Source organism: Caulobacter sp. BP25, assembly GCF_002737755.1.
GTDB lineage: Bacteria > Pseudomonadota > Alphaproteobacteria > Caulobacterales > Caulobacteraceae > Caulobacter.
Genome location: NZ_PEGH01000017.1, coordinates 437,969 through 457,630, shown reverse-complemented (window position 1 = coordinate 457,630; position 19,662 = coordinate 437,969). Strand labels below are relative to the sequence as shown.

Genomic DNA, 19,662 nt, shown 5'->3' with positions numbered 1-19,662 from the left:
GTTGTTCACACATCTTTGCCGCAGTGCAGCGAAACGGGAAAGGGGGCTTGAGGCCGGGCCGCGACAGGTCTAGACCGCGCGCGACATTTCACTGTCCACAGCCTTGATGGAGACCCCATGGCTCGCGCGAAGATCGCCCTTATCGGCGCCGGCATGATCGGCGGCACCCTGGCCCACATCGCCGCTCGCGAAGAGCTGGGCGACGTGATCCTGTTCGACATCGCCGAGGGCACGCCCCAGGGCAAGGCGCTGGACATCGCCGAAGCCTCGGCCGTGTTCGGCAAGGACGTCGCCCTGAAGGGCGCTAACGACTACGCCGATATCGCCGGCGCCGACGTCTGCATCGTGACCGCCGGCGTGCCGCGCAAGCCGGGCATGAGCCGCGACGACCTGCTGAGCATCAACCTGAAGGTCATGAAGGCCGTCGGCGAGGGCATCAAGGCTCACGCCCCCAACGCCTTCGTCATCTGCATCACCAACCCGCTGGACGCGATGGTCTGGGCCCTGCAGCAGTTCTCGGGCCTGCCGAAGGAAAAGGTCATCGGCATGGCCGGCGTCCTCGACTCGGCCCGCTTCGCCTACTTCCTGGCCGAAGCCACCGACGTCTCGGTCGAGGATATCCACGCCTGGACCCTGGGCGGCCACGGTGACGACATGGTCCCGATGGTTCGTCACTCGACGGTCGGCGGCCTGCCGCTGCCGGAACTGGTCAAGCAAGGCTGGCTGACCCAGGAAAAGCTGGACGCCATCGTCGAGCGCACCCGTAAGGGCGGCGGCGAGATCGTCGCCCTGCTGAAGACCGGCTCGGCCTTCTACGCCCCGGCCGAGAGCGCCATCGCCATGGCGACCTCGTACCTGAAGGACAAGAAGCGCGTCCTGCCCTGCGCCACCTACCTGACCGGCCAGTACGGCCTGTCGGACCTCTATGTCGGCGTGCCGGTCGTCATCGGCGCCGGCGGCGCCGAGAAGATCGTCGAGTTCGAAACCAACGACGCGGAAAAGGCGATGTTCGCCGCTTCGGTCGCCTCGGTTAAGGGCCTGATGGAAGCATGCAAGGCCATCGACAGCTCGCTGGTCTAGGCCTCGTCGCTTAAGCGAATAAGGAAAGGGCGGCTCCTCGCGGGGCCGCCCTTTTGCTTTCCGGTTACTGCGTCTCGTCGGACTCCTGCGAGATCTCCTCCAGCGTCTTGCCGACCTGCTTGGACCCGTAATCCTTGGCCACGTCGCCCAAGGACAGGATGCCGGTCAGGTCGCCGGCGTCGTTCAGCACCAACAGGCGGCGGACCTGATGGTTGGCCATCTTGGCGGTCGCGTCGGCCAGGACGTCATCCTCCTTCACGCTCAGCACATCGCCGTCCGACATGGCGTCGGAGATGGGGCTGTCGAAGCTGCGGCCTTCGGCGACGACCCGCAGGACGATGTCGCGGTCGGTGACGACGCCCACCACCTTGCCGTCTTCGACGACGGGCACCACGCCGCTCTCGACCTTGGCCATGGTCTGGGCGACCTGGCGGATGCTGTCGGTGGGGCGGGCGATCGAGACCTGGCTGGTCATGGCGTCGCTGACTTTCATGGGGGGACCTCTTGAGTTTGAACTTGAGCTCCTAAAACCCGCCGCCGCCATCTCCCGTTCCGCTCATTGCGGTCCTATCTAGGCGCATCCCTCAAGTGGAGCTTCCCATGTCGATCTCGATCCATCAGGCCAGCGCGCCCGTGTTCATCCAAGGGCTGAAGGGCCTGAAAGGCGTGCTGACCAAGGCCGCCGCCCAGGTCGAGGCCAAGGGGTGGGACGCTGACGCCCTGCTGAAGGCCCGCCTGTATCCCGATATGTTCCCGCTGATCCGCCAGGTGCAGATCGCCACCGACTTCGCTAAGGGCTGCTGCGCGCGCCTGGCTGGGGCCGAGGTTCCGGCCTGGGACGATGTCGAGACCAGCTTCGCCGAACTGATCGCCCGCATCGACCGGGCCATCGCCTATGTCGAGGGTCTGGACGAGGCCGCCTTCGCCGGCGCCGAGGACCGTGACATCACCCTGACCCGCCGCGGCGAGACCAGCGTGGTCAAGGGCCTGGCCTATTTCCAGACCCAGGCCCAGCCGAACTTCTTCTTCCACGTCACCACCGCCTACGCGATCCTGCGCCACAACGGCGTCGAGGTCGGCAAGCGCGACTTCCTGGGCATGGCTTAGGCTCTAGCCCCCTCAACCCACCGCCTTCCTCGCCCTCGTGGCGAGGACCCATGGCGGGGCCAGGTTTTCAGCGCCTCGCGTGCTGAGCGATGGGTCCCAGGCACAAGGCCTGGGAAGGCGGGAATTGGTTGGGCGAGTCCGCATTCACCCGTGACTGTGGACTCTTTGCCCATTTCCATGCATAAGCCCCGGCTTCCGGCGCTTTATCAGCAGCGCCTCCACCGTCACGACCCCGGCCTGCTAGCGCAGGATCCATCCGGACGAGGACGGCGAGGACCCCCGTCGACGTGATCGTCCACGGGGGCTGATCGCGTTTGGAGCCGTGTATTCAACAGGGTTCGACATGTTCGACGGCCTTACAGAGCGACTTTCCGGCGTCTTCGAACGTCTCGGCGGTCGCGGCGTGCTGTCCGAGAAGGACATCGACGAGGCGCTGCGCGAGGTCCGCGTCGCCCTGCTCGAGGCCGACGTCGCCCTGCCCGTCGTCAAGGACTTCATCGCTAAGGCCAAGGAACTGGCCGGCGGCGAGGCGGTCATCCGCTCGGTCAAGCCGGCCGACCAGGTGGTCAAGATCGTCTATGACGGCCTGGTCGACATGCTGGGCGGCGACGTCCCGACCGGCCTGAACTTGGCGCTGAACCCGCCCAGCATCATCCTGATGGCCGGCCTGCAAGGCTCGGGCAAGACCACCACCACCGGCAAGCTGGCCCTGCGTCTGTCCAAGACCGAGCGCAAGAAGGTGCTGGTCGCCTCGCTCGACACCCGCCGACCCGCCGCCATGGAGCAGCTGGCCCTGCTGGCCAAGCAGGTCGAGGTCGAGAGCCTGCCGATCGTCGCCGGCCAAAGCGCCGTCGACATCGCCAAGCGCGCCGTCTCGGCCGCCAAGCTGGGCGGCTATGACGTCCTGATCCTCGACACCGCCGGCCGCACCACGCTGGACGAAGCGATGATGAACGAGGCGGCCGAGGTCGCCCGTATCGCCAATCCGTCCGAGACCATCCTGGTCGCCGATAGCCTGACCGGTCAGGACGCCGTGCGCACCGCCAAGGCGTTCCACGAGCGCCTGCCGCTGACGGGTCTGATCCTGACCCGCGCCGACGGCGACGGCCGCGGCGGCGCGGCGCTGTCGATGCGCCACGTCACGGGCCTGCCGATCAAGTTCCTCGGCGCCGGCGAGAAGATCGACCAGCTGGACGTGTTCGACGCTCGCCGCGTCGCCGGCCGGATCCTGGGTCAGGGCGACGTCGTGGCGCTGGTCGAGAAGGCCGCGGCCGACCTCGACCACGCCGAAGCCGAGCGCATGGCCAAGAAGCTGGCCAAGGGCAAGTTCGACCTCGACGACCTGGCCGCGCAGCTGCGCCAGATGCAGAAGCTGGGCGGCATGGAAGGCATTATGGGCCTCCTGCCGGGCGTCCAGAAGGTCAAGAAGCAGATCTCCGAGAGCGGGATCGACGACAGCATCTTCCGTCGCCAGCAGGCGATCATCGGCTCGATGACCAAGGAAGAACGCAAGAAGCCCGACATCCTGGCCGCCTCTCGCAAGCGCCGCATCGCGGCCGGCTCGGGCGTCGACGTCGCCGAGGTCAACCGTCTGCTCAAGCAGCACCGCCAGATGGCCGACATGTTCAAGGCCATGAGCAAGGACGGCGGCAAGGGCATGGCCCGCATGGCCCAGATGATGGGCGGCGGCGACATGGCCCGTCTCAAGAATTTGGGTGGCGGCAAACTTGCTTCCCCCGATCCCAACGCAGCGGGGGGCCAAGGCCTCTCGGGGCTGCCCGGTCTGCCGGGCCTGGGGACTGGCGGCGACGCCAAACCCAATCCTCTCTCCGGCCTGGGCCTGCCCGGCTTCAACCCGTTCAAGAAATAGAACTTTAGACCAAGGACTACCGCAATGCTGAAGATCCGTCTCGCCCGTGGCGGCGCCAAGAAGCGCCCGTACTACTCGATCGTCGTCGCTGACAGCCACTCGCCGCGCGATGGCCGTTTCATCGAGAAGGTCGGCACCTACAACCCGCTCCTCAAGAAGGACGACGCCAACCGCGTCACCCTGAAGGTCGAGTCGATCCAGGAGTGGCTCAAGAAGGGCGCCCAGCCGACTGATCGCGTCGCGCGCTTCCTGGCCGCCCAAGGCCTGACCACCTGGACCGCCGGCAACAACCCGCAGAAGGGCGCTCCGGGCAAGAAGGCCCAAGAGCGTTCGGCCGAGCGCGCTCAGCGCGAAGAAGACCGCAAGCAAGCCGAAGCTGACGCCAAGGTCGCCGCCGCCGAAGCCGCTGAAGCCGCCAAGGTCGCCGCCGCTGAAGCCGCCGCCGCTGCGGCCGCTGCTCCGGCCGTGGAAGAAGCTCCGGCTGAAGAGGCTCCGGCCGCTGAAGCCGCCGAAGCTCCGGCTGCTGAAGAAACCACCGAAGGCTAAGGGTTCCAGCGCCGCCGATCCTTGGTTTGCGGACCCCCTTTATCCTGATCCGATCATGAAGATCGGATCAGGAGGGGCCCCGGCCGGGTCGGCGGCGCGACTCTGTCTACGCGATGGCCGTTTCTCCCGATGATCCGCTGATCCTGGTCGGCCGCGTGGCCGGCGGCTTCGGCGTGCGCGGCGAGGTGCGGATCTCTACCTATACCGAAGACCCGATGAGCATCGCGGCCTTCAAGAGCCTGAAGCGCCAGGACGGCTCGCCCGCCCTGACCATCGCCTCAGCGCGCAAGACCAAGGACGGCGTTGTCTGTCGCTGTCCTGGCATTGAGACAAAAGAGTCCGCCGACGCCCTGCGCGGCCTACGCCTCTACGTCCCGCGCTCGGCCCTGCCCGAGCCCGATGAGGACGAATTCTACCTGACCGACCTCGTGGGCCTGACCGTCCGCCACATCGCTACCGACGTCCTGCTGGGCCGCGTGAAGAGCGTCCAGAACTTCGGGGCCGGCGATATCCTGGAGATCACCCCGGATCTTGGCGGCCCGACCTGGTACCTCCCCTTCACGCGGGCGGCTGTCCCCGAGGTAAAAATCGGCGAAGGTCTGATCCTGGCCGATCCGCCCGCTCTGGTGGGCGAGCACGAGGGGCCGTCGGAAGACGAAGAGCTCGGCGACCGGGACTGACTAGCCCTTAGGAGACCCCCAGCGATGTCGGACGGAAAGTGGCGGGTCACCGCATCGCGCCAGATCCACAAGGACCGCTGGATCAGCGTGCGCGCCGATGACTGCGTCACCGACGAAGGCACCGTGATCTCCCCCTACTACGTGTTGGAATATCCCGACTGGGTCGAGGTCGTGGCGCTGGACGCCGACAACAACGTCCTGTTGGTCAAGCAATACCGTCACGCCCTAGGCGACATCTCCATTGAGCTGCCGGCCGGCGGCATGGACCCCGGCGAGACAGATCCGGTGGAAGCAGCTCGGCGCGAACTACTGGAAGAGGCGGGCTGCGCGGGAACCCTCTCCCTCGTGGGCGAGACGCGCCCTAACGCTGGCACCCACACCAACCGCACCCACATCATCCTGGCGCGCGACGTCGTGAAGGTCGCCGAGCCTCAGGACGAACCCAGCGAGCGGATCGAAAGCATCTGGGTTTCTCTCTCCGAGGCGATCCGCATGGCCCTGGCCGGCGAGATCACTGTGGGCATGCAGGCCGCATCGCTGCTTCGCGGCCTGGCGGTCGCCAGCGTCGCAAGGATCGAGCCGGCCTGAAGCCTACTTCCGCACCCGCATCAGGCACTCCTGGGCCACCGAGGCCAGCAGCTTGCCGTCGCGGCTGAACATCTGGCCGCGCACCAAGCCGCGCCCTTGCGAGGCGCTGGGGCTGTCCTGGGCGAACAGGGTCCAGTCGTTGAAGTCGAACGGATGATGGAACCACATGGCGTGGTCCAGGCTGGCGCCCTGCAGGCCCGGCGTCGTCCAGATCAGGCCGTGCGGGCGCAGGGCGCTCTCCATGAACGCCATGTCCGAGGCGTAGGCCAGAGCCGCCTGCTGCATCTTGATGTCGTCGCCCAGCGGGGCCTTGGCGCGCATCCAGACGTTCTTGGTCCCGGATTTCCGGACCGGCGTGACGGGGTTCTGGGGATCTTCCCAGCGCACGTCCACGGGGCGCGGCTTCTTGGCATGGGCCAGCATCTTCGGATGAATCTGATCGCCCAGGCTCTCAAGATACTCGATCTCGGTCGGCAGGCTCTCGGGATCGGGCGCGTCGGGCATCTCCGATTGGTGCTCGAAGCCCTCTTCCGGCGTCTGGAACGAGCAGGCCAGGTTGAAGATCTGCTCGCCGTGCTGGATGGCGGCGACGCGGCGGGTCGTGAAGGTGCCGCCATCGCGGGCCCGCTCCACTTCGTAGAGGACCGGAGCGTTCACGTCGCCCGGACGGATGAAATAGGCGTGCAGCGAGTGGCAGACGCGGTCGGGCACCGTGCGATAGGCCGCCAGCAGGGCCTGGGCGATCACGAGGCCGCCAAAGATGCGGGGGAAGCCGTCGTTGGGGCTTACGCCCCGGAACAGGTTCACCTCGATCGGTTCGAGGTCGAGGATGTCGGCGAGGGTCTCGGTCGTCTGCATGGCGCAGTGCGATAGGCTCAGCTGTTCGCCGCCGCAAGTCGTCACCTTGCGTCAGGCCGTCGCGGCGCCCATCGTGATAGCGATGTCTTACTCGCCACCGATCGTCCACCACCCCGCCTTCCGCGCCGAGATGCCGGCGGGGCATCGCTTTCCGATGGACAAGTTCTCGCGGCTGGCCGCCGTTCTGGAGGCCGAGGGCGTTCCTGGGGCTGACGGCTTTGCGAAACCCGAACCGGCCGATATCGAGACCCTTCGCTTGGCTCACACCGAGGACTACGTCCGAGGCGTGGTCGAGCTGTCCCTACCGCCCGACGTGGTGCGCCGGATCGGCATGCCCAATACCGAAAGCGTCGCGACGCGCGCCCGAGCCGCAACTGGCGGTACCCTGCTCGCTGCGCGTCTGGCCCTGGAGCATGGGATCGCCTGCAACACCGCCGGCGGCAGCCATCACGCTTCGGCCGAGAGCGGGGCGGGCTTCTGTGTGTTCAACGACGTGGCGGTGGCGGCGAGGCGACTGCAGGCCGAAGGCTTGGTCGGCCAGGTGCTGGTCGTCGATCTCGACGTCCACCAGGGCGACGGCACCGCGCGGATCTTCGAGGGCGATCCCAGCGTCTTCACCTTTTCGATGCATGCGGAGAAGAACTTCCCGCACCGCAAGGCGGCCAGCGACCTCGACGTCGAGTTGGCCGATGGAACCGATGATGGGGCTTATCTGACAAAGCTGGATGAGATCCTGCCGGCGCTGCTTTCCAGCGTCCGACCGGACATCGTCTTTTTTAACGCGGGGGTTGATCCCCACGCGGACGACAAGCTGGGCCGGCTGTCGCTGACCGACGATGGGCTGGGGCGACGGGAGGCCCTTGTCCTGGGCGCTTGTCTCTCTCTTGAAATCCCCGTGGTCGGGGTCATCGGCGGCGGCTACGACGTGGATATTGATCGTCTGGCGGCTCGCCACGCCATCCTGCATCGGACGGCCAAGTCTCTGTATTCTCGTTAGTCTTTAAGTCGCCATCTCCGTCGGGGCGGCTCTCGAAAAGAGCGGCCCGACGGAGGTTACGCGGCGATCACTTACAGGCTCTGGGCGATCGAGCCGACGATGATCACGAGCGGAAGAACCGCCAGAACGAGCGAAGCGAAGCCAGACACGGCGGTGGTCTTCATGGTCATGGTCTTGATCCCTTTTTTCTCCGGCCGCCCCGTTGGCATCCGGTAATCAGGGATATAGGCGCTGCCCTTGGTTATTTCACGTTACCTTTGCTTCATTACGTCGATTTTAAGGAGGTTATCGCGGTAAATTCACATTACGCGGGAGTAATTTTACGTGATCGGCAAGTATCGGAACAAAATTTCACCGAACCCCAGTCCTTCGCCCACTTCTTTCGCCAGGTGAATGGCCGGCCGCAGGCCGCGCAGGGCTTGGACGGCAGATCGCCCTTGGCGACCGCCTTTCCGCCCTTGCGCGACAGCTTCATGCGCCCTCCTCGCTGGGCGCGACCAGAAAGAGACCGCGCAGGGTGGCGATCGGGGCCGAACGGGTTTCCTGCCAGGCCTCGACATGGACGTTAGCGATGCGGCGGCCCAGCTTCTTGATGCTGGCGCGGGCATAGGTGGTTAGCGGCCGGCCAGAGCGCAGGTACTCGATCGAAACGTCGATCGTGCGCGGCTGGCGCGTCATCGGCGCGGCCACCGACAGCTGCGCCAGCGCCGTCATCTCCATGAAGGCGCCCAGGACGCCGCCGTGGATGGCTGGCAACATGGGGTTACCCACGATGTGCTGGGCGAACGGCAAGATCGCGGTCATCTCGTCCCCGGCCAACTCTGCGCGCACGCCCAGGAAGCGAGCATAGGGAATGGACTCCAGCATCGAGACCAGGCGGCTGTCGGCGTCGCTCATTGTTCGGCTCCCCCTGTCCGGGCGCGGCTGATGCGCGACGGTTTGAGATTGGCGCCTGGCTTCTTTCCGGCGCTGGCGTCGAGCATGAAGGTCGCCTGGGCCGTGGCCACGGGATCTTCGGGATCGCGGTCGTAGGCCACGGCCCGGACGAAGGCGACCGAGCGGGTCAGCTTGTAGCAGTGGGCGCGCGCCAGGATGTCCAGCCCCGGCTCGGCCGGCCGCATGTAGTCGATGCGCAGGTCCAGGGTCGCGATCGAGGTCCAGGCCTCCAGGGCGGCGTGCACCGCCTGGCCGCTGGCGTGGTCCAGCAGGGTGGTCACCACGCCGCCGGCGATTACGCCCGTCTCTGGATCGCCGACGATTTCGGGCCGGTATGGGACCTTCAGCAAGGCCGTCGCGTCGCCGATCTCAAGCGTGGAGAAGCCCAGGGCCCGGGCTTGCGGACTGCCTTCGTTCATCGCCGTGGCGATTAGGCGGCTTTGTTCGTTGTCGCTCATGCCGTCTCCCTCAACAGGGATAGGCTTAGCCCGTCAGGCGTTGTCATATCCAGCCGTGATCAAACCCGAAGATCTTCTCTGTCCCCGGCCCGGAGGCCTCTACTGCCCACCGGGGGACTTCTACATCGACCCGGTCCGTCCCGTGGACCGGGCGGTGATCACGCATGGCCATGCTGATCACGCCCGCGCCGGCCATGGCGTCGCCGTCGCCACGCCGCAGACCTTGGCGATCATGGCCGTCCGCTATGGCGAAGGCTTCGCCGGCCGGCGAGAGCCCGTGGCCTATGGCCAGACCTATGCGCGGGACGGCGTCGAAGTGACCCTAGTCCCGGCCGGCCATGTCCTCGGCTCGGCCCAGGCGGTGGTCCGCTGGAAGGGCCTGACCATGGTGGTCTCCGGCGACTACAAGCGCCGGCGCGACCCAACCTGCGCGGCGTTCGAGCCCGTGCCGTGTGATGTCTTCATCACCGAGGCCACCTTTGGCCTGCCGGTGTTCCGCCATCCGGAAGACGCCGGCGAGATCCGCAGACTGCTCGCTTCAGTCGAGCAGTTTCCCGAGCGCTGCCACATCGTCGGCGCCTATGCGCTCGGTAAGGCCCAGCGGGTGATCCGCCTGCTGCGCGAGGCCGGCTGGGACAAGACGATCTTCGTGCACGGCGCGCTGGAGCGGCTCAATGCGCTTTACGAGGCGCATGGTGTCGAGCTTGGCCCTCTGGCGCCGGCGACCGCGTCGGGACCCAAGGAGGCCTTCGCCGGCCAGATCGTCATCGCCCCGCCCAGCGCTGTGGCCGACCGCTGGTCGCGGCGCTTCCCCGACCCGGTGGACTGCTTCGCCTCGGGATGGATGAGGGTTCGGGCCCGGGCGCGCCAACGTGGCGTCGAGCTGCCGCTGATCCTGTCCGATCACGCCGATTGGGACGAGTTGACGGGCACGCTGGCGGAGCTTCGTCCTGGCGAGGTCTGGATCACTCATGGCCGCGAGGAAGCGCTGGAGCGCTGGTGCGAGCTGGAAGGCTTGCCCGCTCGCGCGCTGCGGCTGGTCGGCTATGACGAGGAAGAAGGCGAGTAGCCCTCGGGCGCCGCGCCGACATAGCGCGCCCTGGGCCGGATCAGGCGGCCGCTCTGCAACTGCTCGATCGCGTGGGCGGTCCAGCCGGCGCTCCGGGCGGTCGCGAACAGGATGAAGGGCGCGTCGGCGGGCAGCTTCAGCGCCCGCGCCAGGCTGACCAGGGCGAAGTCGATATTGGGCGACAGGCCCGTCGCCGCCTCGGTCGCGGCGCGAAGCTCGGCTAGGAGCGGCGGGGGATCAAAGGCCGTCAGCAGCGCCGCCGCGCGAGGATCGCCGTCCGGATAGAGCGGGTGGTTGAAGCCTGGCATCGACGCGCCCCGCGACAGACGCGCCGCCACCGCATGGGCTGGATCGCGGCGCTCGGCCTCTTCGACGAACGCCTCGACCCGCGCGGCCATCCCGCCGTGCAGGGGTCCCGAAAGCGCCGACAGGCCCGCCAAGCAGGCCGCGGACAATGAGGCGCCGGTCGAGGCGGCCACGCGGGCGGCGAAGGTCGAGGCGTTCAGCTCGTGATCGGCTAGCAACACCAGCGCGCGACGGACCAGATCCGCGCCGGCGGCGTCGAGACCCCAAGCGGCGGCGAACCTGACATGGGCTGGCCCCTCGCCGGCCTGACCGGTGGCGGCGTCCACGACCGCCTCCAGAAGATCGGCGGCCTCCATGGCTAGGGCCAAGAACGCGCGGCCCCGCGCCGGGGGCTCCCGTCCGGCTCGGAGGGCGAGCGTCAGGAACAGCCGCTGGCGCGCTGTGTCCGCTTCCGGTGGCGGTGGTCGACGCGAGGCCTTTGGCGCCGCGCCGTGGCCGCCGCGTAAGAGGCTTCCGACATTCTCCAGCGTCAGGTCCTGCTCGGCGAGCTGGACGGCGTCGCGGCCGCGATACCAGAGCTTTCCACCCGCCACCGTCGTGATCGCGGAGGGCAGAACGGGTTCGCCCCAGGCGATGGCTTCGGCCGCGACATCGGCCGCGCGTCGCCCTCGCGCCTTCTTCTGGGCCAGGACGGCGACGTCGGAGGCCCGATAGAGGCTGCGGCGCGGGTCGCGCGGATGGGCGGTCGCTTCGATCCGACCTCGGCTGACATAGGCGTAAAGCGTCTGCGGACGGATGCCGAGCCGCTCCAGAACCTGATCCGCGTCCATCCAATCGGCCATATAGATTGATTATATTGATCAAGATTGACGATCAAGCCGGGGAGGCGCTCCTTCGCCGCGAAAGGAGACCGCATATGTCCGATGGTCTTGAGGGCGTCGTGGCTGCCCGCACTGTCCTGTCCGATGTCGATGGCGCCCGGGGCCGCCTGGTGATCCGAGGCTACGCTGTCGAGGATCTATCGGGGCGCACGCGCTACGAGGACGCCGCCCACCTGCTGTTCGACGGCTTCTTCGAGGATGCGGCCAGCGATCTCGCCCCGGCGCTCGGCGAGGCCCGCCTCCGCGCTTTCAAGGAAGTCGCGGCTCTGGACGAGGGTCTCGCGCGCCGGGACCCGGTCGAGGCCATGCGCGCTCTGATGGCACGCCTGCCCGATGGCGACGACCTGCCCACGGCCCTGCTGCTGATCGCCGCGCCCGCTGTCTTCACGCCTGCGGTGCTTCGGGTCGCCGCCGGCCACAGCCCCGTCGCCCCCGATTCGTCTCTTTCCCACACCGCCGACATCCTACGCATGACCCGGGGCGCGCCGGCGTCGGACGCCGAGGCCGCCGCGCTGGACGCTTACCTCGTCACGGTCTGCGATCACGGCCTGAACGCCTCGACCTTCGCCGCCCGCGTCGTCGCGTCGACCCGCGCCGGCCTGACCTCGGCGGTGCTGGCGGGTCTCTCGGCTTTGAAAGGGCCGTTGCACGGCGGTGCGCCGGGACCTGTGATCGAGATGCTTGACGCGATCGGGACGCCGGCCAATGCGCGGCCGTGGCTGGAGAAGGCCTTGGCGCGTGGCGACCGGCTGATGGGCTTTGGCCACCGCATCTATCGCGTCCGCGACCCGCGCGCCGACGCCCTCAAGGCCGCCGCGCGCAAGCTCGCCTCCGCCTCCAGCGCCCTGCCGGGTCGCCTGGCCTTCGCAGAGGCGGTCGAGAAGGCGGCGCTGGAGATCCTGCGCGAACACAAACCTGACCGGCCGCTGGACACCAATGTCGAGTTCTACACGGCCCTGCTGCTGGAGGCCCTGGGCTTGCCGCCGTCCAGCTTCACCTGTGTCTTCGCCATGGGCCGCGTCGCTGGCTGGATCGCCCACGCTCGCGAACAACTGGCCGGCGGGCGTCTGATCCGGCCGCAGTCGGTCTATGTGGGGCCTGAGCCCCGTATCGCCGCCTGAGCCGTCGCGAGTCGTTCGCGCTGGGGCAAGTCGGGCCGCCTTGCTAAAAGGCGGCCATGTCCCCGACCGCAAACTCCCCCGAAGTTCGCGCCGCTACCCGCCGGGTCGCCCTGCTGTCGGTGGCGACGGCGTCGATCCTGATCGTCGTCAAGGCGATTGCCTGGGTCGCCAGCGGCTCTGTCGCCATCCTGGCCTCGCTGTCGGACTCGTCGCTGGATCTCGTCGCCTCGCTGATCACCGTCTACGCCGTACGCTACGCGGCCGAACCGCCCGACGCCGAACATCGCTTCGGCCACGGCAAGGCCGAGGCCTTCTCCAGCCTGATGCAGGGCGGCCTCGTGTTCGCCTCGGGCGCGCTGATCGGACGGGAAGCGATCAACGCCCTGCTGCATCCGCGCCCGGTGGAGCATGGTCTGGCTGGCGTCGTGGTGATGCTGATTTCCATCGGACTGACCCTGGCCCTGATCACCGCTCAGACCCGCGTCGTGAGGGCCAGCGGTTCGATCGCGATCTCCGGCGACCGTGCACACTATGCGGCCGACCTAGCCTCGAATGCTGTCGCCCTGGTCGGCGTCGGCGCGGCGGCGTGGCTGGGCCTGCCCTGGCTGGACGCCGCCGCCGGCCTCCTGGTGGCGCTGTGGCTGATCTGGGGCGCGATCGGCGTGTTCCGCGAGGCGTCGGGCCAGCTGATGGACCGCGAGTTGCCGGAGGAAGAGCGTACCCGCATTGTCCAGTTGGCCACGGTCGATCCGCGCATCCTGGGCGTCCACCAGCTACGCACCCGCGCCTCGGGACCTTACGTTCATATGCAGATGCACGCCGATCTCGCCGCCGATATCTCGCTGGCCGAGGCGCATACGATCATGGTCGCCGCCGAGAACCGGCTGCTCAAGGCCTTCCCGTCAGCGGACATCATCATCCATCCCGACCCGCGGGGCCTGGCTGAAAAGCACGGCGGCGTCTTCGCCGAGAGCGTCGAGGGTTGAGTTTTCGGGGCGGAGCGGTACGGAACTCCGCATGAACGACATCCTCGCCCACCTGCCCCGCGCTTTCGCCGGAAAGACCGTTCTGGTCCTCGGCGACGTGATGCTGGACCGCTTCGTCTACGGTGCGGTCGACCGCATCTCGCCTGAGGCGCCGGTGCCGGTGATCGCGGTCGAGAAGGAAACCGCCATGCTGGGCGGGGCGGGCAATGTCGCGCGCAATGTCGCCGCGCTCGGCGCCAAGGCCGTGCTGATCGGGCTGGTCGGCCAGGACGAGGCCGGCGCGGCCCTGCGCGGCATGATCGACGGCGAGGCGGGCCTCGACGCCGAGCTGATCGCCGATGCCGGCCGTCGCACGACCGAGAAGGTCCGCTACATCTCGGGCTCCCACCAGATGCTGCGCGTCGATCGCGAGGATCGAGCGCCAGGCGATGCTCCGGCGCTGTTGACGGCCTTCAAGGCTCGGTTGGCGGCGGCTGACGTCGTGGTTCTGTCCGATTATGCCAAGGGCGTGCTGACCGACGCCGTGGTGCGCGAGGCGATCGCCGCCGCCCGCGCCGCCGGCAAGCCGGTCATCGTCGATCCCAAGAGCCGTGATTTCGCCCGCTATGACGGCGCGACTCTGATCAAGCCCAATCGCAAGGAAGCCGCCGAGGCGACCGGGATCGTCGAGAATAGCGACGAGGCCTCGGAAGAGGCTGGCGCGGCCATCCTCGCCATGGCGCCCGCGCTGGAGGCCGCGCTGATCACGCGCGGCGGGGCGGGAATGACCTTGTCGGTGCGCGGAGAGGCGCCGGTCCACCTGCCTGCAACGGCGGTGGAAGTGTTCGACGTCTCGGGCGCCGGTGACACCGTCGCCGCCACCCTGGCCCTGGCCGTAGCGGCGGGCGCCAGCCTGGTCGTGGCCGCGCATCTGGCCAACTTGGCCGGCGGCCTGGTGGTTGCCAAGCTGGGCACCGACGTCGTGACCGCCGCTGAGCTGACGGCGCGGGCGGGGTCCCAGCAGGGCGAGCCGGGCGAGATAAAGATCGCCGACCTGGCCCAAGCGCGCGATATCGTCGAAGGCTGGCGGGCGCGCGGCCTGAAGGTCGGCTTCACCAACGGCTGCTTTGACTTGCTGCACCCCGGCCACGTGTCGCTGTTGTCTCAGGCCAAGGCTGCTTGCGATCGGCTGATCGTGGGCCTCAACACCGACGCCTCGGTCTCCAAGCTGAAGGGGCCCACTCGGCCCGTGCAGAGGGAGCAGGGGCGCGCCACGGTGCTGGCCTCGCTGTCGTCGGTCGACCTGGTGGTGCTGTTCGACGAGGACACCCCGCTGACTTTGATCAAGGCGTTCAAGCCCGACGTCCTGGTCAAGGGCGCGGACTACACGGTCGAGACCGTGGTCGGCTCCGATGTCGTGCTAGGCTATGGCGGCAAGATCCTGCTGGCGGACCTCAAGCAAGGTCAGAGCACCACGGCGCTGATCGGCCGTATGAACGCGAAGACCTGATCGAAATCGCCGCGCAAAAGCCTGGTTTTCCTGAGTAATCGCGGTTCAGCAATCTCTTGTTAAGCAAAACGGCGCATCGCTCTTTCGATGCAGCCTGAGCGCACCTAAGGCATGAGCGTCGAACGCACCCTTCATCATTTCCCCCTGGACCCCGCCTCGCGACAGGTGCGTCTGGCGCTAGGCGAAAAGCGGCTGCCGTTCGTCGAGGTCCAGGTCCGCTACTGGGAAATGCCGCCCGAGTTCTCGGCGCTCAATCCATCCGGTCTGCCGCCGGTGCTGGTCGAGACGCGCAACCAGCGCACCGTGACCGCCTGCGAGACCCGGGCCATTCTCGAGCACATCGAGGAGACCGAACCAGAGCCGCCGCTGTTGGGCCGCGACCCGGCCGAGCGGGCCGAGGCGCGCCGGCTGCTGCAGTGGTTCGACCGCAAGTTCGACAACGAGGTCAACGGCTTCCTCCTGCACGAGAAGATGGAGAAGCGCCTGCTGCGCATGGGCGCGCCGGATTTGGCTGCGTTGCGCCAAGGGCGCGAGGCGCTGCGTATGCATCTGGGCTACATCGAGAGCCTGCTGCAGACCCGCGACTGGCTGGCCGGCCGGCGTATGAGCCTGGCCGACTTCGCCGCCGCCGCGCACCTGTCGGTGATCGACTATTTCGGCGACGTGCCGTGGAAAGACTTCCAGGCGGCCAAGACCTGGTACATGAAGCTGAAGTCGAGGCCGGCCTTCCGGCCCATCCTGGCCGATCGCTGGCCCGGCCTCGCGCCGGCCGCGCACTATGACGACCTCGACTTCTGAGCTGACCCCCCCAAAAGACTTTGGCGCGATCAAGGACGAGATCCGCGCCGAGGCCCTCGCGCTAGGGTTCTCGACCTGCGGTTTCGCCGATGCGTCGGCCGCCTGGCCGAACGGCGAATGGCTGCGGGAATTCGTCGAGGCCGATCGACACGGCGCCATGGGATGGATGGAGGAGACGCTTGAGCGGCGCTCGCACCCGACGGCCATGTGGACAGAGGCCAGGTCGGCGGTGGTTCTAGGCGTCAACTACGGCCCCGACATCGACCCGCTGGAGCAGCTGGCGCAAACCGATCGCGCGGCTATCTCAGTCTACGCCCAGGGCGACGACTATCACGACGTCATCAAGAAGCGGCTGAAGGTTTTGGCCGGCTGGATGCACCGCCGGTTCGGTCAGGACGTGAAGGTGTTCGTCGACACCGCGCCGCTGATGGAGAAACCACTGGCCCAGCGGGCGGGCCTTGGGTGGCAGGGCAAGCACACCAACCTGGTCTCGCGCCAGTTCGGCTCTTGGCTGTTCCTGGGCAGCGTGCTGACGACGCTAGACTTGCCGCCAGATTCGCCGGAGACGGACCACTGCGGCCGATGCAGCGCCTGCCTCGACATCTGCCCCACAAAAGCCTTCCCCGCGCCGCGCCAACTGGATGCGCGACGCTGCATCTCGTACCTGACCATCGAGCTTGCGGGGCCGATCCCTGCGGAGTTCCGCTCGGCGCTTGGCAACCGGATCTATGGCTGCGACGACTGCCTGGCCGTTTGTCCGTGGAACAAGTTTGCATCGTTGTCGAGCGAGGCGAAGCTGCAGGCGCGGGACGCTCTGAGGCAGCCGTCGCTGGCCGAGCTTGCGCTGCTGGACGACGCTGAATTCCGGGCGCTGTTCTCGAAGAACCCGATCAAGCGCATCGGCCGGGATCGGTTCGTGAGGAACGTGCTCTACGCAATCGGCAACAGCGGCGACGCCAGCCTGATGGCGGTGGTCGAGCCATTGCTCGCAGACCCCGCCCCAGTGGTGCGCGGGGCGGCGGTCTGGGCCGCGCGCCGGCTCCTGGGAGGCGCGGCGGCGGTCCTGAAAGGGCGCGAGGACGACGAAAGCGTCCTCGCCGAGTGGGCCTAAGCCTTCAGCGCCGCTTCCACCGCCACGCGAGCGGCCGCGCCGAGATCAACGCGCTTCAAGGCCAGGGCGACATTGGCGCGCAGCAGGCCGATCTTGTCGCCGCAGTCGTGGGTGACGCCTTCATAGACATAGGCGTGGAACGGCTGCTGTTGCATCAGCTTGGCCATCGAGTCCGTCAATTGGATCTCGTTGCCGGCGCCCTTCTCCTGGCTGGCCAGCAGGTCGAAGATCTCGGGTTGCAGGATGTAGCGACCGGCGATCGACCAGTTCGAGGGCGCCGTGCCCTTGGCCGGCTTTTCGACCATGCCGGTCATGGTCGCCAAGCGGCCGTCGACCTTGCCCGGGGCGACGATGCCGTACTTGTGGGTCTCGCTTTCGGGCACTTCCTCGACGCCGATGACGTTGCCGCCGCCGACCTTGTCGTAGACTTCAATCAATTGACCCAGGGCGGACGGATCAGCATCGACGATCACGTCGGGCAGCATGACCGCGAACGGCTCGTCGCCGATGATGTCACGGGCGCACCAGACGGCGTGGCCCAGGCCCAGCGGGGCCATCTGGCGCACGAAGCTCATCTCGCCCGGCTTGGGCAGCTCGGCGCGAAGCTGATTGAGGATGTCGATCTTGCCCTTGGCCTCGAGTTGGGCCTCAAGCTCGACCTGGTGGTCGAAATAGTCCTCGATCGCGCCCTTGGAGCGGCCGGTGACGAAGACGAAGTGCTCGATGCCGGCCTTGCGGCCTTCTTCGACGATGTAGGACAGGATCGGCCGATCGACGACGTTCAGAAGCTCCTTCGGCGTGGTCTTTGTGCCGGGAAGCACGCGGGTGCCCAGACCAGCGACGGGAAGGACGGCTTTACGAACGGGTTTCATGAGCGGCTCGTCTAGTGTTGGGAGGCCGTTCTAGAAAAGCTGGCGACCGAAAGCCACCATTGTTCCGTGAAATCGTTGGCGGAATGGGTTTGGGGTGGAATACCCCGCCGTCCGTGCTAGCTGAACGGCCAGCTTCGCCTGAGGTTTATCCATGATCCGTCGCGCCCTTCTCGTAACCATCGCCGCCGCTGGTCTGACCCTGGCCGCTTGCGGGCCTAGCAAGAAGGCGCAGGAAAACCTCGCTGCGGCCGACGCCTTCATGGCTAAGAACGCCAAGGAGCCGGGTGTCGTCACCTTGCCGCAGGGCTTGCAGTACAAGGTCGTGCGCGAGGGACCGAACGGTGGCATGCATCCCACGACCGCCGACGAGGTGAAGGTCCACTACGAGGGCAAGCTGCTGGACGGTACGGTGTTCGACAGCAGCTATGAGCGCGGCGTGCCGGCCGTGTTCCCGCTGGACGGCCTGGTGCCGGCCTGGGTCATCGCGCTGCAGCGCATGAAGGCGGGCGACGAATGGATCCTCTACGTGCCGCCGGCCCTCGGCTACGGCGCGCAGGACAAGGGTCCGATCCCTGGCAACAGCGTGATGATCTTCCGGATCGAGCTTTTGGACGTGAACCGGATCGGCCCGGGTAAGCCCAAGGAATAGGCCTCCGCGGCCCTAGACGGCGCGGGGCGGGTAGCCGCTCTCGCGCAGGGCGTCCATGACTTCCTGGGTGTGCTGGGCGTCGCGGGTTTCGATCGTGATGTCGAACTCCGCACCCTTGGCTGGCACGTCCAAGGCGAGGCGGTTGTGGTTCACCTCGATGATATTGGCGCCCATCGTCCCGATGACGGAGGCCACGGTCGACAACAGGCCCGGGCGGTCGTCGCCGATGATCCGCAGGGAAACCAGGCGTTGGGCGCGGACCAGTTCGCGGGTCAGGACCGAGGCCAGCAGGCGGGTGTCGATGTTTCCACCGCACAGGATCAGGCCGCACTTCTTGCCCCGGAACCGCTCCGGATAGGCCAGCAGGGCGGCCAGCGACGCCGCCCCGGCGCCTTCGGCGATCGTCTTCTCGACATTGCAGTAGAGCGACACGGCCTGCTCCAGGTGCGGCTCTTCCAGCAGAAGCACGTCGTCGATCAGCGGTCGGACGACGCCGTAGGTCAGGTCGCCGACCTGCTTGACCGCCACGCCTTCCGCGATGGTCTGGCCGCCGCAGTGGGCCGCGACGCCGCGCATACGGGCGGTGAAGGAGGGGTACATGGCCGGCTCGCAGCCAATGATCCGGATGTCGGGCTTGAGCGCCTTGGCCGCCGTGGCTACGCCGCTGATCAGGCCGCCGCCACCGATCGGCACGGGCAGGACCTCCAGGTCCGGCGCGTCCTCGAGCATTTCCAGCGCGATCGTGCCCTGGCCGGCCATGATGTCGTAGTCGTCGAACGGGTGGACAAAAGTCAGGCCCTGCTCAGCGCAAAGCTTGCGGGCATGGGCGTTGGCGTCGTCATAGGTCTCGCCCTCGATCACCACGGTCGCGCCAAAGTCGCGGGTGTGCTGCACCTTCACGAAGGGCGTGGTCTTGGGCATGACGATGGTGACGGGCACGCCCAGGCGCGCGCCGTGATAGGCAAGGCCCTGGGCATGGTTGCCGGCGCTGGCGGCGATGACACCCTTGGCCTTTTCGGCCTCGGACAGCAGCATCAGCTTGTTCAGCGCGCCGCGCTCCTTGTAGGCGGCGGTGAACTGTAGGTTCTCGAACTTCACCCAGACTTCGGCGCCGGTGATCTTCGAGAGTGTCTTGGAGTGACGGCACGGCGTGCGCTCGATCTGGCCCTTCAGGCGGCCGGCGGCGGCTTGGATGGCGGCGAGGTCGAGGGTCATCGGATCAGCACTCTGTCGCGGCGAAGTAGGGCCGTGGCGGGGCTC

The 19,662-nt window shown here is 67.4% G+C and carries 23 protein-coding genes; 14 read left to right on the top strand and 9 right to left on the bottom strand.

What is annotated here, in order from left to right; all coding sequences use genetic code 11:
* Nucleotides 1-117: 117 nt before the first annotated feature.
* Entirely contained in the window at nucleotides 118-1,080 is a 963-nt protein-coding gene (gene mdh / locus CSW59_RS12380; RefSeq protein WP_099444306.1) for a malate dehydrogenase, read from the top strand.
* 64 nt (nucleotides 1,081-1,144) lie between these two features.
* On the opposite strand, the gene CSW59_RS12375 is transcribed toward mdh, so the two are convergent.
* The gene (locus CSW59_RS12375; protein WP_099444305.1) at nucleotides 1,145-1,573 is read right to left on the bottom strand and encodes a CBS domain-containing protein; all 429 of its coding nucleotides are present in this window, start codon (nucleotides 1,571-1,573) and stop codon (nucleotides 1,145-1,147) included.
* A gap of 107 nt (nucleotides 1,574-1,680) precedes the next feature.
* Here CSW59_RS12375 and CSW59_RS12370 point away from each other — a divergent pair, with 107 nt between their 5' ends.
* The 5 genes from CSW59_RS12370 (at nucleotide 1,681) to CSW59_RS12350 (ending at nucleotide 5,871) form a co-directional block, all read left to right on the top strand.
* A complete protein-coding gene (locus tag CSW59_RS12370; protein ID WP_099444304.1) occupies nucleotides 1,681-2,187 on the top strand; it encodes a DUF1993 family protein in 507 nt (168 codons plus the stop codon).
* 343 nt (nucleotides 2,188-2,530) lie between these two features.
* Complete coding sequence (gene ffh, locus CSW59_RS12365; RefSeq protein WP_099444303.1) at nucleotides 2,531-4,057, top strand: signal recognition particle protein; 1,527 nt, start codon at nucleotides 2,531-2,533, stop codon at nucleotides 4,055-4,057.
* Between the two features lie 24 nt (nucleotides 4,058-4,081).
* Nucleotides 4,082-4,603, top strand: coding sequence for a 30S ribosomal protein S16 (rpsP, locus tag CSW59_RS12360; protein ID WP_099444302.1), 522 nt, complete (start codon nucleotides 4,082-4,084; stop codon nucleotides 4,601-4,603).
* Nucleotides 4,604-4,716: 113 nt separating this feature from the next.
* Nucleotides 4,717-5,283, top strand: a complete 567-nt coding sequence (gene rimM, locus CSW59_RS12355; protein WP_099444301.1) for a ribosome maturation factor RimM — start codon at nucleotides 4,717-4,719, stop codon at nucleotides 5,281-5,283.
* 24 nt (nucleotides 5,284-5,307) lie between these two features.
* Complete coding sequence (locus CSW59_RS12350) at nucleotides 5,308-5,871, top strand: NUDIX hydrolase (RefSeq protein ID WP_099444300.1); 564 nt, start codon at nucleotides 5,308-5,310, stop codon at nucleotides 5,869-5,871.
* A gap of 3 nt (nucleotides 5,872-5,874) precedes the next feature.
* Here CSW59_RS12350 and CSW59_RS12345 read toward each other — a convergent pair whose 3' ends face one another.
* A complete protein-coding gene (locus CSW59_RS12345) occupies nucleotides 5,875-6,729 on the bottom strand; it encodes an acyl-CoA thioesterase II (RefSeq protein ID WP_099444299.1) in 855 nt (284 codons plus the stop codon).
* A gap of 82 nt (nucleotides 6,730-6,811) precedes the next feature.
* Here CSW59_RS12345 and CSW59_RS12340 point away from each other — a divergent pair, with 82 nt between their 5' ends.
* Nucleotides 6,812-7,726: a histone deacetylase gene (locus CSW59_RS12340; RefSeq protein WP_099444583.1), complete on the top strand. Its 915-nt coding sequence runs from the start codon at nucleotides 6,812-6,814 to the stop codon at nucleotides 7,724-7,726.
* Between the two features lie 71 nt (nucleotides 7,727-7,797).
* On the opposite strand, the gene CSW59_RS21865 is transcribed toward CSW59_RS12340, so the two are convergent.
* From CSW59_RS21865 to CSW59_RS12320, 4 genes are all read right to left on the bottom strand, one after another.
* Nucleotides 7,798-7,896 (bottom strand): hypothetical protein, encoded by a 99-nt coding sequence (locus CSW59_RS21865; protein ID WP_099444298.1) that lies wholly within the window; start codon nucleotides 7,894-7,896, stop codon nucleotides 7,798-7,800.
* Nucleotides 7,897-8,030: 134 nt separating this feature from the next.
* Nucleotides 8,031-8,201, bottom strand: coding sequence for a DUF2256 domain-containing protein (locus tag CSW59_RS12330; protein WP_099444297.1), 171 nt, complete (start codon nucleotides 8,199-8,201; stop codon nucleotides 8,031-8,033).
* Nucleotides 8,198-8,623: a PaaI family thioesterase gene (locus tag CSW59_RS12325; protein ID WP_013081186.1), complete on the bottom strand. Its 426-nt coding sequence runs from the start codon at nucleotides 8,621-8,623 to the stop codon at nucleotides 8,198-8,200. Before CSW59_RS12325 ends, CSW59_RS12330 begins: the two co-directional genes overlap by 4 nt.
* Complete coding sequence (locus CSW59_RS12320; RefSeq protein WP_099444296.1) at nucleotides 8,620-9,120, bottom strand: PaaI family thioesterase; 501 nt, start codon at nucleotides 9,118-9,120, stop codon at nucleotides 8,620-8,622. Before CSW59_RS12320 ends, CSW59_RS12325 begins: the two co-directional genes overlap by 4 nt.
* 40 nt (nucleotides 9,121-9,160) lie before the next feature.
* Here CSW59_RS12320 and CSW59_RS12315 point away from each other — a divergent pair, with 40 nt between their 5' ends.
* Complete coding sequence (locus CSW59_RS12315; protein WP_099444295.1) at nucleotides 9,161-10,189, top strand: ligase-associated DNA damage response exonuclease; 1,029 nt, start codon at nucleotides 9,161-9,163, stop codon at nucleotides 10,187-10,189.
* Here CSW59_RS12315 and CSW59_RS12310 read toward each other — a convergent pair.
* Nucleotides 10,165-11,337, bottom strand: a complete 1,173-nt coding sequence (locus tag CSW59_RS12310; protein WP_099444294.1) for a citrate synthase family protein — start codon at nucleotides 11,335-11,337, stop codon at nucleotides 10,165-10,167. The genes CSW59_RS12315 and CSW59_RS12310 overlap by 25 nt on opposite strands.
* A 74-nt stretch (nucleotides 11,338-11,411) precedes the next feature.
* Between CSW59_RS12310 and CSW59_RS12305 the strand changes: the two genes are divergently transcribed.
* The 5 genes from CSW59_RS12305 to queG all read left to right on the top strand — a co-directional run bounded on the left by CSW59_RS12305 (nucleotide 11,412) and on the right by queG (nucleotide 16,881).
* The gene (locus CSW59_RS12305; protein ID WP_099444293.1) at nucleotides 11,412-12,497 is read left to right on the top strand and encodes a citrate synthase/methylcitrate synthase; all 1,086 of its coding nucleotides are present in this window, start codon (nucleotides 11,412-11,414) and stop codon (nucleotides 12,495-12,497) included.
* A gap of 56 nt (nucleotides 12,498-12,553) precedes the next feature.
* Entirely contained in the window at nucleotides 12,554-13,483 is a 930-nt protein-coding gene (locus CSW59_RS12300) for a cation diffusion facilitator family transporter (RefSeq protein ID WP_099444292.1), read from the top strand.
* A gap of 31 nt (nucleotides 13,484-13,514) precedes the next feature.
* Nucleotides 13,515-14,972 (top strand): D-glycero-beta-D-manno-heptose-7-phosphate kinase, encoded by a 1,458-nt coding sequence (rfaE1, locus tag CSW59_RS12295; protein ID WP_099444291.1) that lies wholly within the window; start codon nucleotides 13,515-13,517, stop codon nucleotides 14,970-14,972.
* 111 nt (nucleotides 14,973-15,083) lie between these two features.
* Nucleotides 15,084-15,770 (top strand): FtsZ-binding protein FzlA, encoded by a 687-nt coding sequence (gene fzlA / locus CSW59_RS12290; protein WP_013081179.1) that lies wholly within the window; start codon nucleotides 15,084-15,086, stop codon nucleotides 15,768-15,770.
* The gene (gene queG, locus CSW59_RS12285) at nucleotides 15,751-16,881 is read left to right on the top strand and encodes a tRNA epoxyqueuosine(34) reductase QueG (protein ID WP_099444290.1); all 1,131 of its coding nucleotides are present in this window, start codon (nucleotides 15,751-15,753) and stop codon (nucleotides 16,879-16,881) included. The genes fzlA and queG overlap by 20 nt, the downstream gene beginning before the upstream one ends.
* Here queG and CSW59_RS12280 read toward each other — a convergent pair.
* Nucleotides 16,878-17,753 carry a UTP--glucose-1-phosphate uridylyltransferase gene (locus CSW59_RS12280; RefSeq protein WP_099444289.1) on the bottom strand — a complete coding sequence of 292 codons (876 nt, stop codon included), beginning with the start codon at nucleotides 17,751-17,753 and terminating at the stop codon, nucleotides 16,878-16,880. The two genes, queG and CSW59_RS12280, sit on opposite strands and share 4 nt — an antisense overlap.
* 151 nt (nucleotides 17,754-17,904) lie before the next feature.
* Here CSW59_RS12280 and CSW59_RS12275 point away from each other — a divergent pair, with 151 nt between their 5' ends.
* Nucleotides 17,905-18,402, top strand: a complete 498-nt coding sequence (locus tag CSW59_RS12275; protein WP_099444288.1) for an FKBP-type peptidyl-prolyl cis-trans isomerase — start codon at nucleotides 17,905-17,907, stop codon at nucleotides 18,400-18,402.
* A 12-nt stretch (nucleotides 18,403-18,414) separates the two neighbouring features.
* On the opposite strand, the gene CSW59_RS12270 is transcribed toward CSW59_RS12275, so the two are convergent.
* Nucleotides 18,415-19,617 (bottom strand): threonine ammonia-lyase, encoded by a 1,203-nt coding sequence (locus CSW59_RS12270; protein ID WP_099444287.1) that lies wholly within the window; start codon nucleotides 19,615-19,617, stop codon nucleotides 18,415-18,417.
* Nucleotides 19,618-19,662 lie beyond the last annotated feature (45 nt).

Coding starts and splice junctions, on each gene's coding strand:
- mdh (WP_099444306.1), top strand. CDS start 118: ATGGCTCGCGCGAAGATCGCCCTTATCGGCGCCGGCATGATCGGCGGC.
- CSW59_RS12375 (WP_099444305.1), bottom strand. CDS start 1,573: ATGAAAGTCAGCGACGCCATGACCAGCCAGGTCTCGATCGCCCGCCCC.
- CSW59_RS12370 (WP_099444304.1), top strand. CDS start 1,681: ATGTCGATCTCGATCCATCAGGCCAGCGCGCCCGTGTTCATCCAAGGG.
- ffh (WP_099444303.1), top strand. CDS start 2,531: ATGTTCGACGGCCTTACAGAGCGACTTTCCGGCGTCTTCGAACGTCTC.
- rpsP (WP_099444302.1), top strand. CDS start 4,082: ATGCTGAAGATCCGTCTCGCCCGTGGCGGCGCCAAGAAGCGCCCGTAC.
- rimM (WP_099444301.1), top strand. CDS start 4,717: ATGGCCGTTTCTCCCGATGATCCGCTGATCCTGGTCGGCCGCGTGGCC.
- CSW59_RS12350 (WP_099444300.1), top strand. CDS start 5,308: ATGTCGGACGGAAAGTGGCGGGTCACCGCATCGCGCCAGATCCACAAG.
- CSW59_RS12345 (WP_099444299.1), bottom strand. CDS start 6,729: ATGCAGACGACCGAGACCCTCGCCGACATCCTCGACCTCGAACCGATC.
- CSW59_RS12340 (WP_099444583.1), top strand. CDS start 6,812: ATGTCTTACTCGCCACCGATCGTCCACCACCCCGCCTTCCGCGCCGAG.
- CSW59_RS21865 (WP_099444298.1), bottom strand. CDS start 7,896: ATGACCATGAAGACCACCGCCGTGTCTGGCTTCGCTTCGCTCGTTCTG.
- CSW59_RS12330 (WP_099444297.1), bottom strand. CDS start 8,201: ATGAAGCTGTCGCGCAAGGGCGGAAAGGCGGTCGCCAAGGGCGATCTG.
- CSW59_RS12325 (WP_013081186.1), bottom strand. CDS start 8,623: ATGAGCGACGCCGACAGCCGCCTGGTCTCGATGCTGGAGTCCATTCCC.
- CSW59_RS12320 (WP_099444296.1), bottom strand. CDS start 9,120: ATGAGCGACAACGAACAAAGCCGCCTAATCGCCACGGCGATGAACGAA.
- CSW59_RS12310 (WP_099444294.1), bottom strand. CDS start 11,337: ATGGCCGATTGGATGGACGCGGATCAGGTTCTGGAGCGGCTCGGCATC.
- CSW59_RS12305 (WP_099444293.1), top strand. CDS start 11,412: ATGTCCGATGGTCTTGAGGGCGTCGTGGCTGCCCGCACTGTCCTGTCC.
- CSW59_RS12300 (WP_099444292.1), top strand. CDS start 12,554: ATGTCCCCGACCGCAAACTCCCCCGAAGTTCGCGCCGCTACCCGCCGG.
- rfaE1 (WP_099444291.1), top strand. CDS start 13,515: ATGAACGACATCCTCGCCCACCTGCCCCGCGCTTTCGCCGGAAAGACC.
- fzlA (WP_013081179.1), top strand. CDS start 15,084: ATGAGCGTCGAACGCACCCTTCATCATTTCCCCCTGGACCCCGCCTCG.
- queG (WP_099444290.1), top strand. CDS start 15,751: ATGACGACCTCGACTTCTGAGCTGACCCCCCCAAAAGACTTTGGCGCG.
- CSW59_RS12280 (WP_099444289.1), bottom strand. CDS start 17,753: ATGAAACCCGTTCGTAAAGCCGTCCTTCCCGTCGCTGGTCTGGGCACC.
- CSW59_RS12275 (WP_099444288.1), top strand. CDS start 17,905: ATGATCCGTCGCGCCCTTCTCGTAACCATCGCCGCCGCTGGTCTGACC.
- CSW59_RS12270 (WP_099444287.1), bottom strand. CDS start 19,617: ATGACCCTCGACCTCGCCGCCATCCAAGCCGCCGCCGGCCGCCTGAAG.